Origin of the sequence: Achromobacter sp. RTa (assembly GCF_000757485.1) — a bacterium.
Taxonomy (GTDB): Bacteria; Pseudomonadota; Gammaproteobacteria; order Burkholderiales; family Burkholderiaceae_B; genus Achromobacter.
Genome location: NZ_JPYO01000006.1, coordinates 73,516 through 97,313 on the forward strand (window position 1 = coordinate 73,516; position 23,798 = coordinate 97,313).

The following is a 23,798-nucleotide window of genomic DNA, read 5'->3' on the forward strand; positions in this document are numbered from 1 at the left end:
GGAAGGGGCCAGATGACGTCCGTTTTTCGCCCATTGCGCGCCGGGCGCGCCATGCTGGCGGCCGCGCTCCTGTCGACGTGCGCCGCACCGGCGGCGGCGCAGGGCTCGGCCCCAACGGCCGAGGCGCAGGCTCCGCTGTCGCCCTTCATGCGTCATATGGAAGCGGCCCGCGGCCAGATCCGCGAGGCTTCGTGGGCCGCCGCCACGGATTCGGCGCGGGCGGCGCTGGATGCGGCGCGCCTCAATCGCAACCGGTACGAAATCTTCGATGCCGCGATGCTGCTGCTCAACCTGTTGCAGAAACAAGGCCTGCATGCCGAAGCCCGCCGCGTAGCGGAGGCGCAGGTCGAGGACTTCGGGCGCCTTGGCGACGACGACGGCATGGCCATCCTCTTGTCGCGAGCCATCGAGGCCGGCACGGCGGCGGGGGAAACGGCGGAGGTCGCCCGCCTGCAGGCGCGGCTCGTCGAGCTGGCCCGGCCCTATCCCGCGCTGTGGGAGGCCGAGTCCGGCCAGCGCCTGCGCTACGCGCCGGCCGGCCTGTCCGTGCCGCTGGCGCGGGACGGCTGGGCATTGCTGCGCTTCGAGCCGGCCGATGCGCGCGGCAAGACGGCGCGGCTGGACTATGCGCGAGCGCTGAACGAGCGCGGCCGCATCGTCGTGCAGCTGCGCATCGGCTACATGGAAGCGTTGCGCGGCCTGGATGGCGCGGAGCGGCTGGCGCAGCTGGAGCGCGCTCTGGCCGGGCCGTATGGCGAGCAGGCCGCCGCGCCTGCCGTGGCCGCGGCGATGCCGGACCTTCCCTTCAAGGACCTGACGCAGGCCAAGGGCGCGGTGCGGTCAGGGAAAGAGCGGGAAGGCGTGGTCGAGGCTGAATGGGTGGCGGCGCGCGGAGACTGGCGTCTCGAGGTGCTGGCGTCGTATCCCGAGGAACTGAGGGAAGAGGCGGGCAAGCAGCTGCAGGCGCTGCTAGGCGCCGTGTCGTGGGATCATGAGCAGCGCCTGTTCCGCGAGCGGACGATGGCCGCGCAATACGAAGCCATCAATGCCGAATGGGCAATGGCGCGGGATTGGGCTGCGGCCGCGAAGCTGGCGCAGGCGGCGCTGCCCGATGCGGCGTTTCCGCTGGAGATCGCGCGCTTGAACACCGTAATGGCCACCGCCGCCTACGAGCGCGGCGCGCTGGACGAGGCTCGCCGCCAGTACGATGCCGGGCTGGCGGCCTGGGCCTACGCGGGCAAGGCCTATCACGACGAAGTCCTGTACGAGACGGCGCTGGATCGCGCCGCGGACGTCGCGTACCGCCAGGGCCGCGAGGAAGAGGCGATCGCGCTGAACAGGCGCTTCATCGAATGGGTAGGAGACCGGGACCCCGCATGGAGCCTGCCCGAAGGCCGGGCCGAGCTCCAGAGCGGGCGGACGGGGCAGGTCCTGCCCTTGCGCATCGCGGATTTCCGCCTGAAGCCGATCGGCGGAAAGCTCTTTCAGTACCAGGACCTGAAAACGGGGGCGCTGCTAGGGCTCTCGGTAGAGCAAAAGGCGGGAATCGATGACCACGCGCTGGAAGAATCCATGCGTTCCTTCATGCGGAACAAGCTGGGCCTGGAGGCCGGAGACAAGCAGGCTTCCGCCTTTTCCCCCCGCGAGCGCGAAGGCGGGACAGGACGTGTGCAGGGCAGGAAATGGGTATTCGAGGTATTGCCCGGGCAGGATGACGGGCGCACGCTGCGCCTGGATGGCGGACGCGATGGCGCCGCGCCCGCGCGCATGGTTTTCTGGATCGTGGACCGCGGCGACAGCCGGTCCATCCTGCGCGCGCCGCTGACCGCGGACGGCGACGCGCGCATCGAGCAGGTGGCGCAAGCGCTGGCCTGGTGAGCCGCGCCGGCGCCTGCATCGGGAAGTTCAGGCGCGGGGCGGTGTTTCGACCGGCGGCGTGCCGTCATGGAACAAGGACTTCAACTGCGTCCGGAGTTCCGGCGTATCCGCATGCTTGTGGACGGTGGTGGCATGCTGGACGGCGGCTTCAAGCAATTCATTCTCGGAGTCCGCGGCCAGCGCCACCGAGCAATTCATTTCGCTGGGATATTCGCGGCAATCGATGTATTTGCGTGTCATGAAAGTCTCCCTGAGCGCAGGCTCGCTGTGGCTTGCGCAATAGAGAATCCGACGCGCGGCGCGGAGCGCCCAGGCCGATGGCGCGTCGCAACGGCCGGGACGATAGGAAAAGTATAGATCCGGCGGGCGCCGCTCAGAAGCTGACGCGCTGCTTCAAGGCAGCCGCGATCATGGCGATGTCGATATCCCTGCCCGGATTCTTCAGGCAGAAGTCGTACAGCACCGCCACATAGGCGTTGCCCAGCAGCTTGGTGATGGAGCCGGCCGTAGTGGCGGCGATGGTTCCGCCTACCGCGCTGCCTGCTCCGGGGATGAACTTCAGCAGGCCCGAAACGACCGAACGCCCGATCAGCGTGGCGGCGGACGCACCCAGCGTGGACGTCACCAGGGTGGTGATGGCGGTAGTGTCCAGTTCCATGCCGAAGGTGATGCCGATCTTGGCGATCATGCCCACCTGGATGGGCACCAGCGCGAAGGCATCGGAGAACGGGATGGGGGCGGCGGCGGCCGACGCGGCCAGCCCCGCGGCCACGTTGACCTCTATCTCAGCCCGCTTTTTTTTTACTTCCAGGGCCTTCTTGTTGCGTGTGGACAGGGCGTTGGCGTACGCACGCTGCTGCGATTCGGGGATGTGCAGCGCCGTCACCTCGATGAGCTTGTCCAGGCCCATGGGGGGAAGTTCGGCGTCCAGTTCCTCGATCCACTCCGGCAGCGCCCGCACCGCCACGACCTGCTTGGCGCGCGGCAGCAGTTTGCGCGCCTCGTCCACGAAGGCGCTGTTCTTGCGTGCCTTGGTCAGGACGGCCACCACCGGTATGCCGGCGTTGGACAGCATGTCGCAAAGCTCGATCTCGGCGTCTTCCACGCGGTGGCTGCTGTCCTGGATGCAGAGCCAGGCCACGTGCAGGTGCTTGTCCTGGTCGTCCGACGCGGAGCGCTCCTGGATCAGGTCGGCCAGTTGCCGGCGCGAGCGTTCGTAGTCGCCGACTTCCAGGCCGCGCGTGTCGATAATGGTGAGCGGGTGGCCCGGCTTGGTGAATTCCTGGGTGGACTGGGTGACGGGCTTGCCCGCGCCGGTCTTGGCAAGGTCGCCGCGGAACACGGCGTTGATCAGCGTGCTCTTGCCCACGCCGGTCTTTCCCGCCACCAGGATGTTCACGCGCCCCGCGCCGCGGGTCGCGGTGCTGATGGCATCCGCGATCGCGTCCTGCAGTTGGGGAGGGTCGCTGCGGGGCATGCTCATGGCTTGTGCGCGTAGGAAGACATGGGGACGATTCTAGCCGGGCGTGGCTCAGGCCACGCCGTAGAGATGGGCGGAATCGGGAAATGTCCGGTTTTTTACCTCCGCGGCGTAGCCCTGCGCCGCCTGCTGGATGCGGGCGGACACGTCGTCGTAGCGTTTCACGAAGCGCGCCGTGCGATCGAACATGCCCAGCATGTCGTCCACCACCAGCACCTGGCCATCGCAGCGGGCGGACGCTCCGATCCCGATGGTCGGGCAGGCGACGGTTTCGGTGATGGACGCGGCCAGGGGCTCGACGACGCCCTCGATCACCAGCGAGAACGCGCCGGCGTCGGCCACCGCGGCGGCGTCGGCGGCGATGCGGGCGTACTCGGCTTCGCCCTTGCCGCGCGCGCCGTATCCGCCCAGGATGTTCACGGCCTGGGGTGTCAGGCCCACGTGGCCCATGACCGGGATGCCGCGGGCCGAGAGATAGGCGATGGTCGGCGCCATGCTTTGGCCGCCCTCCAGCTTGACCGCGCCCGCGCCGGTTTCCTTCATGACGCGCGCGGCTGAGCGGAAGGCCTGTTCGGGGCTTTCTTCGTAGCTGCCGAAGGGCATGTCCACGACGATCAGCGCGCGCCGCGCGCCGCGCACCACGGCGGCGCCGTGCGCGATCATCATGTCCAGCGTGACGGGCACGGTGGATGGCAGGCCATAGATGGTCTGCGCCAGGCTGTCGCCCACGAGCAGGGCATCGCAGTGCGGATCCAGCAGTTCGGCCATGCGCGCCGTATAGGCCGTCAGCATGACCAGCGGTTCCTGGCGCTTGCGGGCCCGGAACGCCGGGACGCTCATCCGGGGCGTGCTGGCGGTGGCCGCGGCGGTGGCGGCCAGGGTGGCGGTCGTAGACATCGAATTCCTTTCCTATCCAGGGGTTCAGTACTTGCGCGCGGGGGCCGAGCCTCTCCAGGCGCGCGGCCGTGGAGGCCGTCATGCCGGTACCCGCATCGTAGCGGAACGCCGGCGCCAGCGCCCCGGGGCGCTTTATCGGCGTGCGGGGCAGCGAAGGCTAATCTTTGCGGCAAAACGTAATCGAAGGTGTTGCCCTGGCCATGCGGCTGCGGCCGCCGGCTGGTGCAGGCAAGCCGGTATATACGCACTGCTTTCAGGCGCCCGGCCCTCTATGAACCATGCCGGCCGCGCAATGCGCTGAAGGCTGGGCGCGTGAATTCCCAAGCAATTCAGGGACGTGTTGCCAGCAGCGTGAAAGCGTTACATCTCAACGGTTTCGCTCGCGTTTGCGCAGGGTTGGCTGCGTAGAATTTGTCGCTCGTCAAGTTTTTTGCGGCATACACGCAACATTGTCCATGCCTAGTTTCGGGCTCATTCCCCGCTTGCTGCGCTCGCGCCCGTTGACCAAGGGCTTGCGCTATTTCTATCGCTACACGCGGCCCCAGGCGTATCGGCACAATGAAACGTTGTGGCCTTTCGTGAAAGTGCGGCGCGACGCGGGCGGGCGCCTGGCGGGTTGCGAGCTCCGCGGCGTGCGCGGTCCGGCCACCACGCCGATGGAACAGCTGGCGCGCTCCATCGGCGACGATGCGCACCTGATCCTCAGCGGCCCCTCCGTGGCGCAGATCGATTATGCGCGCTGCAGGCTGGGAGCGGTGATGGGCGTCAACGGTTCCATCGCGCTGCGGCGGCAACGGCCCTCCTTGCGTTTCGACTATTACGCGATGCTGGACGCCGGCTTCGTCAAACGCCGCCGCGACCTGGTGGCGGAGGTGCTGGGGCAGGACCTGACCCTGTTCGTCACGCCGGAGGTCTACCGCTGGATCGCATTCCTGTTCGACGGCCGCGCCGTGCGCTGCCGCATTGCGCTGTTCGAGGAAGTGCATCAGCGCGCCTTGCGGCCGCGGGCGCGTCCCGAAGAGCTGGAGGCGCAGCTGGCCGAGGATCCTGGCCTGGTGCTGTTCGACGCCAGGCACCCCGTGCATGCGCACGGATTCAGCCTGGACCCGCCGCGTGGCCTCTTCGGCGGGGGGACCGTGGCCTATACGTCCCTGCAGCTGCTGGCGTGGCTGGGCGCAAAAACCGTTTACCTGCACGGCCTGGACCTGACGGCCGCCGCGGGGCCTCGATTCTATGAAAGCGCCGCGTCGCAATTGCCGACCGCGCTGGACCGGCAGTTCTCGGGGCACATCGAACCCGCGTTCCGGCAGGCTGGCCGTCTGCTGAGCGCGCGCGGGGTCAAGGTCTACAACCTGTCTCCCGGCAGCCGGCTGGGCGGCGACGTATTCGAAAAACGCCATTGGAGCTGCCTGCTGCCGCGGCAGATGGATCCACAAACGCTCGGGGATGTGAGCCCATGAAGATTCTCTATACCAATTTCCATCAAGGCGATGGCGGCGGCCACACGACCTATGTGATGTCGCTGGCGCGCATTCTTTGCCATAAATCGCAGGTCACCGTGGCCGCGCCCGCGCGCAGTCGGCTGCTGGCCGAGGCTGGCGCCCTGCCCGGCGTGCGAACGATTCCGCTGGAATTCAAGAGCCGGCCGCTGGCGCAGCTCCGCGCGCTGCGCCGCTTGCGCGCCCTGCTGCGCGACGAGCAGTTCGACGTGGTGCACGTCAACGGCTCGGCCGACCACCGGCTGTGCATGTTGGCGACGATGGGCATGGGCGCGCGCCGTCCCTTCATCGTCTACACGCAGCACACGGACCGCAGCGCGACGAGCCTGGGCGCGCGCGTGCGCGCCAAATGGGGCACCAATCGCGTCATCTGCGTGTGCAGCCATACCTTCCGCCGAATGAAGCAATCCGTGTTCCGCAACGAGGACCTGCGCGTGGTGCACAACGGCGTCGATACCGAGAAATGCCGCCCCGCCACGCGCAGCCAGGCGGCCCTGGCGCGGGACAGCCTGCTGCCCGGCAACATGCAGGGCAGGCTCGTCATCGGCAGCAACGCGGGAACGGCGGTCTACAAGAACTGGCTGGATATGGTTGCCGCCGTTTCGAAGCTGCCCGCCCCGCAGCGCCGGCAGGTGGTGATCCTGATCGCCGGCAAACTGCCGGACGCCGAACAGATGCAACGCGTGGCCGAGCTGGGGATGTCCGACCAGGTGGTGTTCACGGGCCTGCTGGACGATGTGCGTCCGTTCCTGTCCGCGCTGGACGTGGGCTTCGTGCTGTCGTCGAAGCTGGAGACGATTTCGTTCGCCTGCCGCGAGATGATGGCGGCGGGCAAGCCGGTGATCGTGACCGAGGTGGGCGGGCTGACCGAGAATGTCACCGATGGCCGCGATGGCTGGGTGGTGCCGCCGGCTTCGGTGGACAGCGTGGTCCAGGCCCTGTCCCAGATCCTGGCGAACCGGGACGCCCTGGGCAGGATGGGCGAAGAGGCGCGCAGCACGGCCCTGAAGGAGTTCTCGCTGGCCACTTTCGTCGGAAAGACCGAAAGCGTCTATCAGGAAGGACGCGTGCGGCAGCCCTACCGCCTGCGGCTCACATCCTGATCGCGGCGCCGGACCCTGTGGCGGGCCCGGCGCCGCCGCTGACCGCTACTCGCTGTACGTCTTGGTGCTGTACAGGCTGACGGGGAGCAGGTTCAGCACCGGCAGGCCGCTGACGGGATCCTTGGCCTGCTTATCGATATAGGCCTGCAGCACGTCGGCGTCCAGCACCCCGATGTCCTGCCTGCGGGCGGCGGGCACATCGGCCAGGGTCTTGTAGCCGTCGCCGCCGGTGGCATTGAAGCTCAGGACGAAAAGCCTGTAGCTGCGGCTCGCGTCCAGCGGCAGCCAGTTTCCGCTGGCCTGGTCCAGCACCTCGATGCCGGATACGCGGCTGCCCTGGGCCTGGGCGGCGTTAACGTCCCAGCGCAAGCCGCCCGCATACGGGTATGGGCCGGTCGAGCCGCCTGGGCCGTAGACGGCCTGCATGCCGTCCTCCAACATGTTCTTCACCTCGGCGCCCGTGACTTCCAGGCGCCAGAGCATGTTGCCGAACGGAACCACTTCGATCACATTGGCCGCGGTCACGTTGCCCAGCAGCGGCACGCGCACGCCGCCGCCGCTTTGCAGGGAGATGTCCGCGCCGCCGTAGTCGGCGTTGGCCACTTCCAGGTAGGCCTGGGCCACCAGTTGCTGGATATCGCCGCCGTGCAGGCTGACGTTGCCCAGGGTATTGCAGGCGGCGCTCGAACGGCTGTAGTCGCGCGATCCGGGGCCGCCCGGCACGCGGCGGGAGCACAGTTCCTGCGGAACGGACGCGACCACGCTGGCGCTGAAGGCGTCGACCTTGGCCTTGAAGGGCTGCAGCACCGCGGCGGCCTGAGCGTCCGGCTCCTGTACGCGCAGGAAGCCGCTTGCCTGCACGTCCGCCAGGATCGCGGCCGCGTCGCCCGCGGCGGGCGGGGCCCCCGCGACGCTGAGCGCCCCGCCCATCAGGACGTGCGGGGTGCCGGCGCAGGCGGTGACGTCGCCGTTGGCGTCGAAGCTCACTTTCAATTCGCCGACCACTTGCGAATATTCCCAGGCCTGCACCAGGCATACGCGCTTGCCGTCCTTGTCCTGCAGCACGGTGGGATAGGCGCCGGCAGGCGAGCCCACGCCATAGTCCGCCATGGCATCGGGGCCCAGCAGCGTATGCGAATCCCCGCCCACGACCACGTCCACGCCGCTCAGGCGAGCGATGACCTGCTTGTCGTAGTCATAGCCGATGTGGCTCATCACGACGATCTTGTTCACGCCCTGGGCGCGCAGGGCGTCGATCTGCTGTTGCGCGGCGGCGGTTTCGTCCGAGAACAGCGTGCCGGGGTCAGGGCTGGAGGATTGCTGGGTCTTGTTGGCGATGGTCAGGCCGACGAGCCCGATCGGCTGGCCGTCCCGCTGCAGCACGACGGAGGGCTGGACCATGCCGGGAGCGCGCGAGGGATTCAACGGCGAGTCGGCGCCGAAGCTGACGTTGGCGCTCAGCACCGGCGTCTGGCACGTGCCGGAATGCAGCAATTCGATGAACCGCTTCAGGCCGGCGTCGCCCTTGTCGAACTCGTGATTGCCCAGGGTCATCGCGTCGAAGCAGACCGTATTCATAAGCGCGGCGTCGGCTTCGCCGGGCTCGCCCGCGCGGTTGAAATAAAGTGTGCCGGTGGTGGCGTCGCCCGCGTGCAGCTTGAGCACGTTGGCCGATTGCGCCGCCAGGGCGCCGATCGCGCCCGTCACGCGGGGAAAGCCCCCGGCGTCCACGCTCACTGCCAGGGGCGCGCCGCTGGCCGCCTTGAGCGTAAGGGTCTTGGTCTTGGCGTCCAGGTTGGAGTGATGATCGTTGATGTGCAGGATCGTCAGTTCCATCGGACGGGCTGGCGCGGGCTGTTCCGGCGCGGGCTGTTCGGGCGCAGGGCTGGCGGGCGTGTCGTCATCGTCGCTGCCGCCGCAGCCGGCCAATAGCGCCAGGGCGCTCAGCATCGCCGCGCCGGCGTTCCTCTTCCACGTAGTCATTCGCGTGTATCCCTCCGTTATTGGAGGACGAATGGTCGCGGCTCAAGATGACGCGGAAATGAATGACAGGATTGTCATGCGCGCGGAAGACGGGTCGCGCGACTGTCATGAAACGGCACGGGCCCGGCGCGCTGCGCCGGGCCCGTGCATCCGCCCGCATTCAGCGAGCGGTTTCGGTTCAGTAGTGGATCACCGTGCGGATCGACTTGCCTTCATGCATCAGGTCGAAGGCCTCGTTGATGCGCTCCAGCGGCAGGGTGTGCGTGACGAACGGATCGAGGTCGATCTTGCCGCTCATGGCGTCTTCCACCATGCCCGGCAGCTGCGTGCGGCCCTTGACGCCGCCGAAGGCGGAGCCGCGCCAGACGCGGCCGGTGACCAGCTGGAACGGACGGGTGCTGATTTCCTGGCCTGCGCCCGCCACGCCGATGATGATGCTTTCGCCCCAGCCCTTGTGGCAGCATTCCAGCGCCGCGCGCATGACGTGCACGTTGCCGATGCATTCGAACGAGAAGTCCACGCCGCCGTCGGTCATCTCGACGATGACGTCCTGGATCGGCTTGTCGTGGTCCTTGGGGTTGACGCAGTCGGTGGCGCCCATGGCGCTGGCCAGCACGAACTTGTTGGGGTTGGTGTCCACGGCGATGATGCGGCCGGCCTTGGCCTGCACCGCGCCCTGGATCACGGCCAGGCCGATGCCGCCCAGGCCGAACACGGCGACCGTATCGCCTTCCTTGACCTTGGCGGTGTTGTGCACGGCGCCCAGGCCCGTGGTAACGCCACAGCCCAGCAGGCACACCTTCTCGTGGGGGGCGGCCGGATTGATCTTGGCCAGCGAGATTTCATTGACGACGGTGTATTCGCTGAACGTCGAGCAACCCATGTAGTGGTACAGCGGCTTGCCTTCGTAGCTGAAGCGCGAGGTGCCGTCGGGCATGACGCCCTTGCCTTGCGTGGCGCGCACTTTCTGGCACAGGTTGGTCTTGCCGGACAGGCAGAACTTGCATTCGCGGCATTCGGCCGTGTAGAGCGGAATGACGTGATCGCCCGGCTTCAGCGAGGTCACGCCTTCGCCGACCTCGACCACGACGCCGGCGCCCTCGTGGCCCAGCACGGCCGGGAACAGGCCTTCCGGATCTTCGCCGCTGAGGGTGAACGCGTCCGTGTGGCAGACGCCCGTATGGGTGATCTTCACCAGCACCTCGCCGCGCTGCGGGGGCGCGACGTCGATTTCAACGATTTCCAGCGGCTTGCCGGGTCCGAATGCGACTGCTGCGCGTGATTTCATAGCTTTGCTCCACGAATGTCAGGTAGCGTTACTTCAAATAGGAACGGACGATGCGCATCAGCTGCTCGACCTCGGCTTCGGGGTTGACGCTGGCCGCTTGCGGCCCGCCCTGGGAGGACTGGAGGAAGGTCTCCCGGAGATGGCTTTCAAGCACCTCGGCCATCAGGCCGGTGGCGGCGCCGCGCAAGGCGGCCAATTGCTGCAACAGCGCGCCGCACTCCGTGCCCTCGTTGACCGCGCGTTCCAATGCTAACGCCTGCCCCTGGATACGGCGCAAGCGGGTAACGACACGTTTTTTTTCTTCCGGCGAGTGCGGCACGGCAGGCTCCGAAGCAATACAGGGGGGGAGTATAGGGAATCCCGGACGCGCCGTCTACCTTGCCGGCGCGCGCTCGGTCCTGGGTGCGCGCGCCATCGATCGGGCGGCCACATTCACAGCCCATCTGTACCTGTCTATACTTGAATCCTTCGTTTCCGCCGAATCGCGGCCCCTCACAGGATTCCCCGTGGCCTCTTCTCCTCCCAAATTGCCCATCCAGGACAACGCCTTGCCCGCTCCGCTCTATGCGCAGGTCAAGCAGATGATCGCGCAGCAGATCCGCACCGGCGCCTGGCCGGCGCACTATCGCGTGCCTTCGGAAAGCGAGCTGGTCGACGAACTGGGCTTCAGCCGCATGACGATCAACCGCGCGCTGCGCGAGCTGACGTCCGAAGGGCTGCTGGTGCGCATGCAGGGCGTGGGCACATTCGTCGCGCAGCCCAAGGCGCGGTCGGCGCTGTTCGCGGTCAACAATATCGCGGACGAGATCGCGGCGCGCAATCATCGCCACCATAGCCGCGTCGTGCGCCTGGCGGAAGAGCCCGCGGGCGCGGAACAGGCCCAGGCGCTCGAGATCCGGGCCGGGCAGCCCGTGTTCCACTCGGTCATCGTCCACTTCGAGGACGACTTGCCGATCCAGCTGGAAGACCGCTACGTCAACGTGAAGCTCGCGCCCGACTACCTCAAGCAGGATTTCGCGCGGAGCACGCCATACGAGTACCTGACCCGCGTGGCGCCGCTGAGCGAAGGCGAGCACGTGGTCGAAGCCATTCTGGCCAAGCCGCGCGAATGCCAGCTGCTGCAGATCGACCGAGACGAGCCCTGCCTGCTGATCAGCCGCCGCACCTGGTCGGGCGAACGCGTCGTCACGCTGGCCCGTTTGATCCATCCGGGTTCGCGCCACCGCCTGGAAGGGAAGTTCACGAAATGACCCGCCCCGACGTCCGGCTTTACCGCGCCGCCGGCTACCCCCGCATGCCGTGGCGCAACGGCGGAGGCACCACGCAGGAAGTCGCCTGCAATCCCGGCGGCAGCACGGCCGCGTTCGACTGGCGGCTTTCCATCGCGGACGTGGCCCAGGAAGGCGGATTCTCCACGTTCTCCGGGTACCAGCGCATCATTACCGTGCTGGAAGGGCAAGGCATCCAGCTTACCGTCGACGGGCGCGCGCAGGCGCCGCTGGGCCAGCGCCAGGCATATGCGTTTTCCGGCGACGCGCCCGTGCATTGCCGGCTGGTGGACGGCCCGATCCGGGATTTCAACCTGATCTATGCGCCGGCAAGCCTTCAGGCGCGCTTTCAATGGGCGGGCGGGACCGGCCCCTGGACCTTCCACAGCGCGGCGCGCACGGTGCTGATCCTCAACGCAGGCCAGGACCTGTCGGTGCGCGTGGACGGCGTCGCGCATGCCTTGCCCGGGCGGTACGACTGCCTGCATGCCGAAGGGCAGGAAGGCCTGGCGGAGTATTGCCTGGAGGGCGCGGGGGCGCTGGATGCCTGCGTGATCGAGCTCTCTCCCCGCGCAGGTTGATCCGGGAAATCCCCTAGGGAAATACCAGTCTTACTATCTTGTATATACAAGCATAGAGGTCCTATGATCTGGACAAGCGCCGCGCATTCCGAATGCCTGCGGATGAACCGATCAAGGAGACCGTCTTGGACCAACCGACCCGATATCGCGATGTCGTCATCCGCGCGCCGCGCGGCAATCAACTGACTGCAAAGAGCTGGCTTACCGAAGCCCCCCTGCGCATGCTGATGAACAACCTGGATCCGGACGTTGCGGAAAACCCCAAGGAACTGGTGGTCTACGGCGGCATCGGCCGCGCGGCCCGGAATTGGGAGTGCTACGACAAGATCGTCGAGACTCTCAAGGAACTGAACGGCGATGAAACGCTGCTGGTGCAATCGGGCAAGCCGGTGGGCGTGTTCAAGACCCACGCCGACGCGCCGCGCGTGCTGATCGCCAACTCCAACCTGGTGCCCAACTGGGCCAACTGGGAGCACTTCAACGAACTGGACGCGAAGGGCCTGGCGATGTACGGGCAGATGACCGCGGGCAGTTGGATCTACATCGGCAGCCAGGGCATCGTGCAGGGCACGTACGAGACCTTTGTCGAGGCGGGCAGGCAGCACTTCGGCGGCGACCTCAAGGGTCGCTGGGTGCTGACGGCCGGCCTGGGCGGCATGGGCGGCGCGCAGCCGCTGGCGGCCACGATGGCCGGGGTGTCTTCCCTGAATATCGAGTGCCAGCAAAGCCGGATCGATTTCCGGCTGCGCACCCGCTATGTGGATGAGCAGGCCTCGGATCTGGACGACGCGCTGGCGCGCATCGCCAAGTACGCGAAGGAAGGCCGGGCCGTCTCCATCGCGTTGTGCGCCAATGCCGCCGAAATCCTGCCGGAACTGGTGCGCCGCGGCGTCAAGCCGGACATGGTCACGGACCAGACCAGCGCGCACGATCCGCTGAACGGATACCTGCCTGCCGGCTGGACCTGGGACGACTACCGCGCCCGCGCGCAGCGCGAGCCCGCCGCCGTCGTCAAGGCCGCCAAGCAATCGATGGCGGTCCACGTGCGGGCCATGCTGGACTTCAAGCGCCAGGGCGTCCCCACGTTCGACTACGGCAACAACATCCGCCAGATGGCCAAGGAAGAAGGCGTGAGCGACGCCTTCGATTTCCCGGGCTTCGTGCCGGCCTACATCCGGCCGCTGTTCTGCCGCGGCGTAGGGCCGTTCCGCTGGGCCGCGCTGTCCGGCGACCCGCAAGACATCTACAAGACGGACGCCAAGGTCAAGGAGCTGATCCCCGACGACACGCATCTGCACCACTGGCTGAGCATGGCGCGCGAGCGCATCAGCTTCCAGGGCCTGCCGGCGCGCATTTGCTGGGTGGGCCTGGGCGAACGCGCCAGGCTCGGCCTCGCTTTCAACGAAATGGTGCGCTCGGGCGAGCTGTCGGCGCCCATCGTCATCGGCCGCGATCACCTGGATTCCGGCTCGGTGGCCAGCCCCAACCGCGAAACCGAATCCATGCGCGATGGCTCGGACGCGGTCTCCGATTGGCCTCTGCTCAACGCACTGCTGAATACCGCCAGCGGCGCGACCTGGGTTTCGCTGCATCACGGGGGCGGGGTCGGCATGGGTTTCTCGCAGCACTCGGGGATGGTGATCGTGTGCGACGGCACGGACGAAGCCGCCGAGCGCATCGCCCGCGTGCTGACCAATGATCCGGGCACGGGCGTCATGCGCCACGCGGATGCCGGATACGACATCGCAATCGAATGCGCCAAGGAACAAGGCCTGAATCTTCCCATGGTCACGGGTTCGCGCTGAGCCGGCGCGCAACACCATTTCGCTAACCGGGGCGGGGACGGCCGCAAGCCGCGATCCCCGCGCCAATTTCGGGGCAATGCAATGGCTTTGGGCAACGAGGCAGGGTCCGCGCCGCTTCTGGAGCGGCGTTCCATTGACCACATTCCTGAATCTGAACGGCACGGCAAGCTCTACAGCCAGTTCACGCTGTGGATGGGCGCCAATCTGCAAATCACCGCCATCGTTACCGGCGCGCTCGCAGTAGTGCTGGGCGGCGACGTGTTCTGGTCGCTGATCGGCCTGTTCATCGGCCAGGTGCTGGGCGGCGCCGTGATGGCGCTGCACGCGGCGCAAGGCCCCAGGCTGGGGCTGCCGCAGATGATATCCAGCCGCGTGCAGTTCGGCGTGTACGGGGCGGCGATTCCCATCGTGCTCGTGTGCCTGATGTACCTGGGCTTCACCGCCACGGGCACGGTGCTGTCGGGGCAGGCGCTGGGCCAGCTGTTCGGCGTCAGCGACACCGCGGGCATCCTGATTTTCGCGGCCGTCATCATCCTGGCCACGCTGTTCGGCTACCGGGTGATCCACATCATCGGCCGGGCCGCGACGGTGCTGGGAATTATCGCGTTCGTCTATCTGTTCAGCCGCGTGATCGCGGTGGGCGACGTCGCCCAGCTCCTGCAGATCCGGCATTTCAGCTGGAGCTCGTTCCTGCTGGCGGTGTCGCTGGCGGCTTCGTGGCAGATAGCCTATGGCCCCTATGTGGCCGACTACTCGCGCTACCTGCCCAGTTCGACGTCGCCGGTGAAGACGTTCCTGGCGGTGGGGCTGGGATCGGTCATCGGCGCGCAGATCGCGATGGTGCTGGGCGTGCTGGCCGCCGCGATGTCCGCCGGCCAGTTCGCGGGCCGCGAGGTGGCGTACATCGTCGGGCTGGGTGGCACGGGGACGATGGCGGCCCTGCTGTACTTCAGCATCGCGTTCGGCAAGGTCACGATCTCCACGCTGAACTCCTACGGCAGCTTCATGTGCATCGCAACCGTCATCAGCGGTTTTCGCGGTTCGGTCGAGATCACGCGCTGGCAGCGCGCGGCGGCCGTGGTGCTGATCGTGGGCGTGGCGACGGCCGTGGCCTTGGTGGGCCAGCATTCCTTCCTGAACGCCTTCAAGTCCTTCATCCTGTTCCTGCTCGCATTCTTCACTCCGTGGAGCGCGGTCAATCTGGTGGACTACTACTTCGTCAGCCGTGAACGCTACGACGTGCCCGCGCTGTCGGACCCGGACGGGCGTTATGGCCGCTGGAACCTGCCCGGCATCCTGGTCTATACGTTTGGCGTGCTGGTCCAGATGCCCTTCATTTCGACCAAGCTTTACACGGGGCCGATGGTGGAGCGCCTGGGCGGCGTGGATATTTCATGGGTCATCGGATTGATCGTTCCGAGCATCCTCTACTACCTGTTTGCCCGCCGCGACGCGAGGCCCGCGGTCCGCAAGCCTGCGCACAAGACCGCTTGAAAAAGAATGGCATGACGCCGGAGAACCGGCATGGGAGATACAGAATGGATCTGCACTTGAAGCCCGGACACATGACGCTGTCCGACCTGCGGCGCGTATATCAACAGCCCGTGCGCCTGGCCCTGGACGCCAGCGCCGCCGGCGCCATCGATGACAGCGTGGCGACCGTCGAACGCATCATCGCCGAGGGTCGCACGGTATACGGCATCAATACCGGCTTCGGCCTGCTGGCCTCGACGAAGATCGCGCGCGAAGACCTGGAGGCCCTGCAGACCTCGCTGGTGCGGTCCCACGCCGCCGGCGTGGGCGAGGCGCTGGACGACGCCATGGTCCGGCTGATCATGGTGCTGAAGATCAACAGCCTGGCGCGCGGCTGCTCCGGTATCCGCCGCCGCGTGATCGACCATCTGATCGCGCTGGTGAACGCGGGCGTGTATCCGCACATCCCCTTGAAGGGTTCGGTGGGCGCGTCAGGAGACTTGGCGCCCCTGGCGCATATGTCGCTGGTGCTTCTGGGCGAAAGCCGCGCCCGTTTCCAGGGCGAATGGCTGCCCGCCGGAGAGGCGCTGGCGCGCGCGGGGCTGGAGCCGTTGACGTTGGCGGCCAAGGAAGGCCTCGCCCTGCTCAACGGCACGCAGGTTTCCACGGCATACGCCTTGCGCGGCCTGTTCGAGGCCGAAGACATGATGGCGGCCGGTCTGGTCTGCGGCAGCCTGAGCGTCGAGGCCATGCTGGGGTCGCGCGTGCCTTTCGATGCGCGCATTCATGACGCGCGCGGCCAGCCGGGCCAGATCGCCGTGGCGGCGGTATTCCGCGACCTGCTGGGCGAAGACAGCGAGGTCGGCCATTCGCACATGGATTGCGGAAAGGTGCAGGACCCGTATTCCCTGCGCTGTCAGCCCCAGGTGATGGGCGCCTGCCTCACGCAGATCCGCCACGTGGCCGAGGTGCTGCGGATCGAGTCGAACGCGGTGTCGGACAACCCCCTGGTGTTCGTGGAGCAGGGCGACGTGATTTCGGGCGGCAACTTCCATGCCGAACCCGTGGCGCTGGCCGCGGACAACCTGGCGCTGGCGCTGGCCGAGATCGGCGCGCTGTCCGAACGCCGCATCGCATTGATGATGGACAAGCACATGTCGCAGTTGCCGCCCTTCCTGGTCAGCCGGGGAGGCGTCAATTCCGGGTTCATGATCGCGCAGGTCACGGCGGCGGCGCTCGCGAGCGACAACAAGGCGCTGGCCCATCCGGCCAGCGTGGACAGCATGCCGACGTCCGCCAACCAGGAAGACCATGTGTCGATGGCGCCCAATGCCGGCAAGCGGCTATGGGCCATGGCCGAGAATGTGCGCGACATCCTGGCGATCGAATGGCTGGGCGCCTGCCAGGGCCTGGATTTCCGCGTAGGCTTGAAAACATCGCCTCGGCTCGAGAAGGCGCGCAGCATTCTGCGCGAGCAAGTGCCGCACTACGAGGAAGACCGCTTCTTCGCTCCCGACATCGCGGCGGCCAGCGGCCTGATCGCCGGGCAGGCCTTGAATGGCCTGATGCCCGCCGGCCTGCTGCCCAGCCTTGGACCGGCTTGACGCGAGGCGCGCCTTCAAGGAGACGACATGAGACAGCTATGGCGTAATTTCCACGCCGCAACGATGGCGCGGGGCGCCTATTCGGCGATCGAGCGCGCCGCCATCGTGACCCTGGACGATCGCATTGAATGGATCGGCCCGGAGGCGGCGCTGCCGTCCATCGACGCGCAGCGGGAGCACGATCTGGGCGGAGCGTGGGTCACGCCCGGGCTTATCGACTGCCACACGCACCTGGTGTTCGGTGGAAACCGCAGCCTGGAGTTCGAGCAGCGCCTGCAAGGCGTGGATTACGCGACGATCGCGGCGCAGGGCGGCGGCATCGCCAGCACGGTGCGCGCCACGCGCGCCGCCTCGGAAGACGAGCTCTACGCCAGCGCGCGCGAACGAGCCTTGCACCTGCTTCGCGACGGCGTGACCACGCTGGAAGTGAAGTCGGGTTACGGGCTGGACCTGCCGAACGAGCGCAAGATGCTGCGGGTGGCCAGGCGGCTGGGGCAGACCTTGCCCGTGACGGTCCGGGCCACCTGCCTGGCCGCGCACGCGCTGCCGCCCGAGTTCGCCGGACGCGCGGAGGACTATATCCACGAGGTGGCGCAGCGCATGTTGCCGGTGCTGGCGGCCGAAGGCCTGATCGACGCCGTCGATGCCTTCTGCGAGCACCTCGCGTTCTCCCCCGAGCAGGTCGAACGCGTGTTCCAGGCCGCCCGGCAACTGGGCCTGCCGGTCAAGCTGCATGCCGAACAGTTGTCTTCGCTGCATGGCGCCACGCTGGCGGCGCGCTATGGCGCGCTGTCGGCGGACCACCTGGAGTACCTGACCGAAAGCGACGTGCTGGCGATGGCCAGGGCAGGCACTGTCGCGGTATTGCTGCCGGGCGCGTTCTATGCCCTGCGCGAAACGCAACTGCCTCCGATCGAGCTCTTGCGCCGGCACGGCGTGCCCATCGCCATTTCCACCGACCTGAATCCGGGAACCTCGCCCGTGCTGTCCTTGCGGTTGATGCTGAGCATGGCCTGCACCCTGTTCAGGATGACGCCCGAGGAGGCGCTGGCCGGCGCGACCGTGCATGCGGCGCGGGCGCTGGGGCTGCAAGGCACGCACGGGGAACTGGCGCCCGGGCGGGCCGCGGATTTCGTGGCGTGGGAAATCGCCCATCCTTCCGAACTGGCCTACTGGGTGGGCGGGGACCTGCCCAAGCGGGTCATCCGGCACGCCGAAGACGCGGGCGCGCCGCGGCGGGATTGATAGCGGCGGATTCGGACCAATGTGCGTCCAAAAAGGACCAAGTGGCGCGCAGGCGCACCCAGGCCAGGCGCGGCGTTCTACGATGTGGCTCCAATGCGCCCGCTGGCGGGCGAGCACATCGTCCAAGGAGCACGCATGCGGATCTGCATAATGGAAAGTCCGGTAGACCTGGCGCCGCAAGGAGCCACGTGGGAAGGCATCGCCGAGCGCATCGGCGAACTTGCGCCCGACCTGCTGGTCACCAGCGAGCTGCCGTTCGGCTCCTGGCTGGCGGCTTCGTCCACTTATGACGCCGCGCGGGCCGCCGAGTCGTTGCGGATCCACGAGGCGGGGCTGGAGGCACTGGCGGCGCTGAATGTGCCGGCCATCGTGTCTTCCCGCCCGGTGCCGGCGGGCAAGCGCCTGGCCAACGAGGCCTACGCCCTCGAGGGCGGGCGCTACACCAGGCTGCACCACAAGCAGTACTTTCCGCAGGAGCCCGGCTATTTCGAGGCGACCTGGTTCGAGCCAGCCATGGAGGGCTTCGAGGTCTTCGAGGTGGGTGGAATCCGCCTGGGCGTGCAGCTATGCACCGAGCTCATGTTCAATGAACGTTCGCGGCGCTACGGGCGGGACGGAGCGGAGTTGATCGTGGCGCCGCGCGCCAGCAGCGCGTCGACCCGGCGCTGGCTGACGGCCGGCGCCATGGCGGCGCTGGTGTCGGGTTGCTATGTGGTCAGTTCGAACCGCGCGGGGCGCGCCGCGGGCGGGCAGGTGTTCGGTGGCTGTGCATTCGCCTTCCAGCCGGATGGTGAACCGTTGGCGACGTCCACGGACAGCGAGGCTATCGTGGTGGTCGACGTGGACCCCAGGAGATCGCGGGCGCAACAGTTGCAATACCCCTGCTACGTGCGCGAGCTGCCGGCCGGCCGCTAGCGAGGACGGCCAGGCCCTATCGGGGGCAGCGCGCCTGCACGGGCTCCGAGGCGTCGAAGCGCAGCCTTGAAAAGCTGGCGGCGCAGGCCAGCGCGGCGCACAGGCCGCCGAGCCACAGCGCGGCGACCGCGCCCTGCGTGCTGGACACATTGAAACAGGCGGCCACCAAGGCCGCGCCCGACGCCTGTCCGAGCAGGCGCACGGTGCCGATCATGCCGCTGGCGCCGCCCGCCCGCGAGGCCGGCGCCGACATCATGATGGCGCGCAGATTGGGCGATTGGAAGAAGCCGAACCCGGCGCCGCAGACGGCCATGCGCCAGCAGATGTCCCAGATGGGCGGGTCGGCGGGCATCATCGCCAGCAGCGCCATGCCCAGGGCCATCAGCGCCAGCCCCACGCCGCCCAGCATGCCCGCGGGATAGTGGTCGGACAGGCGCCCGGCGATCGGCGCCATGAAAGCCACCACCACCGGCCAGGGCGTGATCAGAAAGCCTGTTTCCACCTGGGTGTAGCCCAGCGTGGTCTGCAACAGGAAGGGCAAGGACACGAATGCCAGCGCCTGGGCCGCGAAGGCGCAGATCGCGGTGGCGGCGGACAGGGCGAACAAGGGCCGGCGCAGCAGGTCGACGGCCAGGATGGGCGCGGGATGCCCGGCCTGCCTGCGCATCAGCAGGAACAGGCTGGCCGCGGCGACGCCCCATTCCAGCGTCACGCGCGGCAGGGGGGCGCCGTGCGCCAGCTCATTGGTTCCCAGCACGAACAGGCCCAGCGTCAGGGCGCACAACGCCGCGGCCAGGCCGTCGAAACCATGCGGCGCGCGCGTCGTTTTGGGCAGGCCGCGCAGGGCCAAGACCGCACACACGACGCCGACGGGCACATTCATCAGGAACAGCCAGTGCCAGTTCCCCAGCAGGAGGATGGCCGACGCGACGGTGGGGCCCGCCGCGAAAGACAGGCCCACCACCATGGCGTTCAGGCCCAGTCCGCGGCCCAGCAGGTGGGAGGGATAGATGAAGCGCAGCAGCGCGCCGTTGACGCTCATGACGCCGGCCGCGCCCAGGCCCTGCAGGATCCGCGACGCCACCAGGGTGGGCAGAGACGGCGCCAGTCCGCTGGTCAGCGACGACAGGGTGTACAGGACCAGCCCCACGATATAGACGCGGCGATGGCCCAGGATCTCGCCCAGCGCGGCGGCGGGCAGCAGGCCCGCCACCATGGCAAGCTGGTAGCCGCTGATGACCCAGATGGATTCGGCGTCGTTGGCCCCGAGGTCCCGCGCAATGGTGGGCAGCGCCGTGTTGGCGATGGCGGTGTCCAGGCTGGCCATGCACAGCGCCAGCATGACGGCCAGGAGCGCGCCCAGGCGTTCCGATGCCGGCAGGCCGACGCCGGCCGGATAAACGGTATTGTGGGAGAACGTGAGCATGTGACAGGCTGCGCCGCGAGGCGTCCGCGTTGCGGACCGGGAATCGTGACCGTCGATTCTACGGCACGGGAGACGGGCCCCGCGGACGCCGTCCGCTTATTCCACGTTGTGGACGCGCAGCTGCTCGGCCAGTTCGGCGTAGCAGCGCCGCACCGCCGCGCGCGCCTGCTGTTCCGGCGCGCGCGCCATCAGGCAGATGCGCCGCGTGAGCCGCGGACGCTGCAAGGGCACGATGGCCAGGCCGTCCTGGCGCTGGCCTTGCGTGTACAGCCGCGAGATCAGCCCTACGCGCAGGCCGGCCCGCACCAGGCTGTACAGCGTGTCGGTGTAGTTCAGGGTGTCGGTCGCGGCCAGGTCCGAGCCCTGCTGGCGCAGCGTGGACACAATCATCTCGTAGGTGCTGCCGCGCGACAGCACGGCCAGCGGTTCGGACTTCAGGTCCTGCCAGGTCAGCGCCTGGCGCCGCGCAAGGCGATGGGTGTCGGCCAGCACGGCCACCAGATCGTCTTCCGCCACGAAGGCGGCGGCCAGGCCGGGCGTGAGGCCGAAGTCCAGGCCCAGCCCGATATCCAGTTCGCCATTGCCCAGCGCGGCCATCAGCTCGTCGTTGAGATGGTCGCTGAGGATCAGCGCGATGTCCGGATGGCGCCGGCGCCATTGGGCCACTACCGGAGCGAGCAGGTGCATGGTGGACGGGATGCAACCGATGCGTACGGTTGCTGCCTGGGTGTCCAGCAGGCGCCGCAGGTCTTCGGCGCCCTGGGTGTAGCTGTTGAGCAGCCATTCGATCTGGGCGCGGGCGGCAAGGCCCGCGGGCGTCAGCCGCACATGGTGGGTGCTGCGTTCGAACAGCGCCATGCCCATCAGCGCCTCCAGCTCGCGGATGGCGGCGGAGAGGGCGGGCTGGCTCAGCGCCAGCGCCTGGGCGGCGCGGCTGAAGCTGGCGTGGCGGGCCACTTCCTTGAAGCCGCGCAACTGCCGCAGCGTGGGCTGGCGCGCCGGCACGGACACGCTGTCGGGCAGAGGAGGCTTGGTCATAGATTTACCTGATGAATCTATAAAAATATAGCATTTCAGTTATTACCAGGATCTGCGTAGCATGGCGCCGTCGCCCTTCTTCGCGCCCGCTGCGCGCGCGCATTCGACCGTTCCCGCCATGTTCAAACGTCTGTTCCTGTCCGTCGCCGCGCTGGCGGCCGCGCTGTGCGCCGCTCCGGCCATGGCCGCCGAAGCCGCCTGGCCCGAAGCCCGGCCATTGACCCTGATCGTGCCGTTCAGCCCCGGCGGCAACGTCGATACCACCGCCCGGCTGGTGGCGCAGAAACTGGCGGACCGGCTCAAGCAATCCGTCATCGTGGATAACGTGGCGGGCGCAGGCGGGGTGCTGGGCGTGGCGAAGGCCGCGCATGCCAGGCCCGATGGCTACACGCTGGTGATGGGCTTCGACGGCCCCATCAGCGTGGCCCGCCTGATCAATTCCGCCGTGAAGTACGACGCCGAAACGGATCTGGAGCCGGTCGCCCTGGTGACCACCGCGCCCGTCGTGCTGCTGGCCCGCCCCGGCTTGCCCGCGCGGGACATGGGCGAACTCATCGCGCTGGCGCGGGCGAAGCCCGACACGCTGACCTACGCCTCGTCGGGCGTGGGCACCGTGCTGCATCTGGCGATGGAGGTGATGCAGGACCAGGCCAAGGTCAAGCTGGTGCACGTGCCCTATCGCGGGGGCGCGCAGATCACCAACGACGTCATGGGCGGCCAGGTGGACCTGGGCCTGCTGGTGACCACCAGCGCCACGCCGCTGGTCCAGCAGAAGAAGCTGCATGCGCTGGGAGTCACCTCGGCCGAGCGCGTCGACACGCTGCCGGACGTGCAGGCGTTCGGCGAGACGCCCGAGCTCAAGGGTTTTGAACTGAATACCTGGACGGGCGTCTTCGCGCCGGCGGGCACGGATCCCGCCGTGGTGGGGCGGCTCAACCAGGAACTGAACGCCGTGCTCAAGCTGGATGATGTGCAAAAGCGCCTGGCCGAAGGCGGCGCCATCCCCGGCCAGGGCACGGCCCAGGAATTCGCGGAGTTCCTGAAGAAGGAAAAAGCCCTGTACGGCCACATCGTGAAGAGCGCCGACATCCAGCAGGAATAAGCCCGAGGACGCCAACGCCATGAACATTCCCGCAAGCGGCCCCGTGCTGCCCGAAATCCAGGCCATCCAGGACGAGATGGTGGCCCTGCGCCGCCGCATCCACGCCAACCCCGAGTTGGCCTACGAAGAGGTCGATACCGGCGATCTGGTGGCGCAACAGCTGGCGGAGTGGGGCTACGAGGTGCACCGGGGCCTGGGCGTGACCGGCGTAGTGGGCACCTTGCGGCTGGGCAGCGGCCAGCGCCGGCTGGGCTTGCGGGCCGACATGGACGCCCTGCCCATCCACGAGACCACCGGCCTGCCGTACGCCAGCCGGAACCCGGGGAAGATGCATGCCTGCGGCCATGACGGCCATACCGCCACCTTGCTTGCCGCCGCCCGCGCCCTGGCCGGGCGCGGCCGCTTCGATGGCACGCTGCACCTGATTTTTCAGCCGGCCGAGGAGGGCCATGGGGGCGCGCAGAAGATGATCGCCGACGGCCTGTTCGAGCGCTTTCCCTGCGATGCCGTCTACAGCTTCCACAACGAGCCGGGCTATCCGGCGGGCCATTTCGGTTTCCGTTCCGGCGTGATGTACAGCTCGTCCGATACTGTGGTGCTGACGGTCAGCGGCGTGGGCGGCCACGGCGCCATGCCGCACGTGGCGGTGGACCCCATCGTGGCCGCGGCCAGCATCGTGCTGGCCCTGCAGACCATCGTCTCGCGCGAGGTCGACCCTAACGACATGGCGGTGGTGACCATCGGCGCCATCCATGGGGGCGACGCGCCCAACGTGATTCCCAAGACGGTGGAGCTGCGGCTGACGGTGCGCGCGCGCCGGCCGGAGACGCGCGCGCTGCTGCGCGAGCGCATCACGGCGATCGCCACCGCGCAGGCGGCGGTGCACCGCGCCACCGTCGAGGTCGACTACCGCTGGCGCTATCCGCCCGTGGTCAACGACCGCGGCGCCACGCAGTTCGCGGCGGACGTGGCGCGCGGCTGGCTCGGCGAGGGCCTGCTGATTCCCGACCTCGAGCCCCTGCAGGCCAGCGACGATTTCGCCTTCATGCTGGAGGCGGTGCCGGGCAGCTACTTCATCGTCGGCAACGGCGAGGGCGAAGGCGGCTGCATGGTGCACAACCCCGACTACGATTTCAACGATGGCATCCTGCCGGTCACGGCCAGCTACTGGGTGACGCTGGCGGAAGCCTACCTGGCCGCCGGCGCGCGCTGA

General features: G+C 67.9%; 20 protein-coding genes. 12 read left to right on the forward strand and 8 right to left on the reverse strand.

Going from position 1 to position 23,798, the window contains the following annotated elements; genetic code table 11:
* Window positions 1–12: 12 nt before the first annotated feature.
* The gene (locus tag JL37_RS03355; protein ID WP_156124203.1) at window positions 13–1,878 is read left to right on the forward strand and encodes a hypothetical protein; all 1,866 of its coding nucleotides are present in this window, start codon (window positions 13–15) and stop codon (window positions 1,876–1,878) included.
* 27 nt (window positions 1,879–1,905) lie between these two features.
* Here JL37_RS03355 and JL37_RS03360 read toward each other — a convergent pair whose 3' ends face one another.
* From JL37_RS03360 to panB, 3 genes are all read right to left on the reverse strand, one after another.
* Window positions 1,906–2,118, reverse strand: a complete 213-nt coding sequence (locus JL37_RS03360; protein ID WP_043541987.1) for a DUF1059 domain-containing protein — start codon at window positions 2,116–2,118, stop codon at window positions 1,906–1,908.
* A gap of 133 nt (window positions 2,119–2,251) precedes the next feature.
* On the reverse strand, window positions 2,252–3,361 hold the full coding sequence (locus JL37_RS03365) for a YcjF family protein (RefSeq protein ID WP_043541989.1): 1,110 nt from the start codon (window positions 3,359–3,361) through the stop codon (window positions 2,252–2,254).
* A 48-nt stretch (window positions 3,362–3,409) separates the two neighbouring features.
* Window positions 3,410–4,255: a 3-methyl-2-oxobutanoate hydroxymethyltransferase gene (panB, locus tag JL37_RS03370; protein WP_043541991.1), complete on the reverse strand. Its 846-nt coding sequence runs from the start codon at window positions 4,253–4,255 to the stop codon at window positions 3,410–3,412.
* 455 nt (window positions 4,256–4,710) lie between these two features.
* On the opposite strand from panB, the gene JL37_RS03375 reads away from it, so the two are divergent.
* Complete coding sequence (locus JL37_RS03375; RefSeq protein WP_052096827.1) at window positions 4,711–5,715, forward strand: hypothetical protein; 1,005 nt, start codon at window positions 4,711–4,713, stop codon at window positions 5,713–5,715.
* Window positions 5,712–6,857: a glycosyltransferase family 4 protein gene (locus JL37_RS03380; RefSeq protein WP_043541992.1), complete on the forward strand. Its 1,146-nt coding sequence runs from the start codon at window positions 5,712–5,714 to the stop codon at window positions 6,855–6,857. The genes JL37_RS03375 and JL37_RS03380 overlap by 4 nt, the downstream gene beginning before the upstream one ends.
* A gap of 45 nt (window positions 6,858–6,902) precedes the next feature.
* On the opposite strand, the gene JL37_RS03385 is transcribed toward JL37_RS03380, so the two are convergent.
* From JL37_RS03385 to JL37_RS03395, 3 genes are all read right to left on the reverse strand, one after another.
* The gene (locus JL37_RS03385; protein ID WP_043541994.1) at window positions 6,903–8,840 is read right to left on the reverse strand and encodes a bifunctional UDP-sugar hydrolase/5'-nucleotidase; all 1,938 of its coding nucleotides are present in this window, start codon (window positions 8,838–8,840) and stop codon (window positions 6,903–6,905) included.
* Between the two features lie 178 nt (window positions 8,841–9,018).
* Window positions 9,019–10,128, reverse strand: coding sequence for an S-(hydroxymethyl)glutathione dehydrogenase/class III alcohol dehydrogenase (locus JL37_RS03390; protein WP_043541996.1), 1,110 nt, complete (start codon window positions 10,126–10,128; stop codon window positions 9,019–9,021).
* A 28-nt stretch (window positions 10,129–10,156) separates the two neighbouring features.
* Window positions 10,157–10,447 carry a metal/formaldehyde-sensitive transcriptional repressor gene (locus JL37_RS03395; RefSeq protein WP_043541998.1) on the reverse strand — a complete coding sequence of 97 codons (291 nt, stop codon included), beginning with the start codon at window positions 10,445–10,447 and terminating at the stop codon, window positions 10,157–10,159.
* Window positions 10,448–10,634: 187 nt separating this feature from the next.
* Here JL37_RS03395 and hutC point away from each other — a divergent pair, with 187 nt between their 5' ends.
* From hutC to JL37_RS03430, 7 genes are all read left to right on the forward strand, one after another.
* Window positions 10,635–11,378, forward strand: coding sequence for a histidine utilization repressor (gene hutC, locus JL37_RS03400; protein ID WP_255352848.1), 744 nt, complete (start codon window positions 10,635–10,637; stop codon window positions 11,376–11,378).
* Window positions 11,375–11,977 carry a HutD family protein gene (locus JL37_RS03405; protein WP_043542001.1) on the forward strand — a complete coding sequence of 201 codons (603 nt, stop codon included), beginning with the start codon at window positions 11,375–11,377 and terminating at the stop codon, window positions 11,975–11,977. The genes hutC and JL37_RS03405 overlap by 4 nt, the downstream gene beginning before the upstream one ends.
* Before the next feature lie 92 nt (window positions 11,978–12,069).
* A complete protein-coding gene (gene hutU / locus JL37_RS03410) occupies window positions 12,070–13,782 on the forward strand; it encodes a urocanate hydratase (protein WP_052096829.1) in 1,713 nt (570 codons plus the stop codon).
* 81 nt (window positions 13,783–13,863) lie between these two features.
* The gene (locus JL37_RS03415) at window positions 13,864–15,276 is read left to right on the forward strand and encodes a cytosine permease (RefSeq protein ID WP_043542002.1); all 1,413 of its coding nucleotides are present in this window, start codon (window positions 13,864–13,866) and stop codon (window positions 15,274–15,276) included.
* A gap of 44 nt (window positions 15,277–15,320) precedes the next feature.
* Window positions 15,321–16,859 (forward strand): histidine ammonia-lyase, encoded by a 1,539-nt coding sequence (gene hutH, locus JL37_RS03420; protein ID WP_043542004.1) that lies wholly within the window; start codon window positions 15,321–15,323, stop codon window positions 16,857–16,859.
* Window positions 16,860–16,886: 27 nt separating this feature from the next.
* Entirely contained in the window at window positions 16,887–18,104 is a 1,218-nt protein-coding gene (gene hutI, locus JL37_RS03425; protein ID WP_043542006.1) for an imidazolonepropionase, read from the forward strand.
* Between the two features lie 135 nt (window positions 18,105–18,239).
* Window positions 18,240–19,019 (forward strand): carbon-nitrogen hydrolase family protein, encoded by a 780-nt coding sequence (locus JL37_RS03430; RefSeq protein ID WP_043542007.1) that lies wholly within the window; start codon window positions 18,240–18,242, stop codon window positions 19,017–19,019.
* Between the two features lie 16 nt (window positions 19,020–19,035).
* Here the strand turns inward: JL37_RS03430 and JL37_RS03435 are convergent, their stop codons facing one another.
* Together JL37_RS03435 and JL37_RS03440 are read right to left on the reverse strand one after the other, a co-directional pair.
* Entirely contained in the window at window positions 19,036–20,445 is a 1,410-nt protein-coding gene (locus JL37_RS03435; protein WP_043542008.1) for an MFS transporter, read from the reverse strand.
* A 96-nt stretch (window positions 20,446–20,541) separates the two neighbouring features.
* Window positions 20,542–21,483, reverse strand: coding sequence for a LysR family transcriptional regulator (locus JL37_RS03440; RefSeq protein ID WP_043542009.1), 942 nt, complete (start codon window positions 21,481–21,483; stop codon window positions 20,542–20,544).
* A 118-nt stretch (window positions 21,484–21,601) separates the two neighbouring features.
* Between JL37_RS03440 and JL37_RS03445 the strand changes: the two genes are divergently transcribed.
* Window positions 21,602–22,585, forward strand: coding sequence for a tripartite tricarboxylate transporter substrate binding protein (locus JL37_RS03445; protein WP_043542115.1), 984 nt, complete (start codon window positions 21,602–21,604; stop codon window positions 22,583–22,585).
* Window positions 22,586–22,604: 19 nt separating this feature from the next.
* Complete coding sequence (locus JL37_RS03450) at window positions 22,605–23,798, forward strand: M20 aminoacylase family protein (protein WP_043542010.1); 1,194 nt, start codon at window positions 22,605–22,607, stop codon at window positions 23,796–23,798.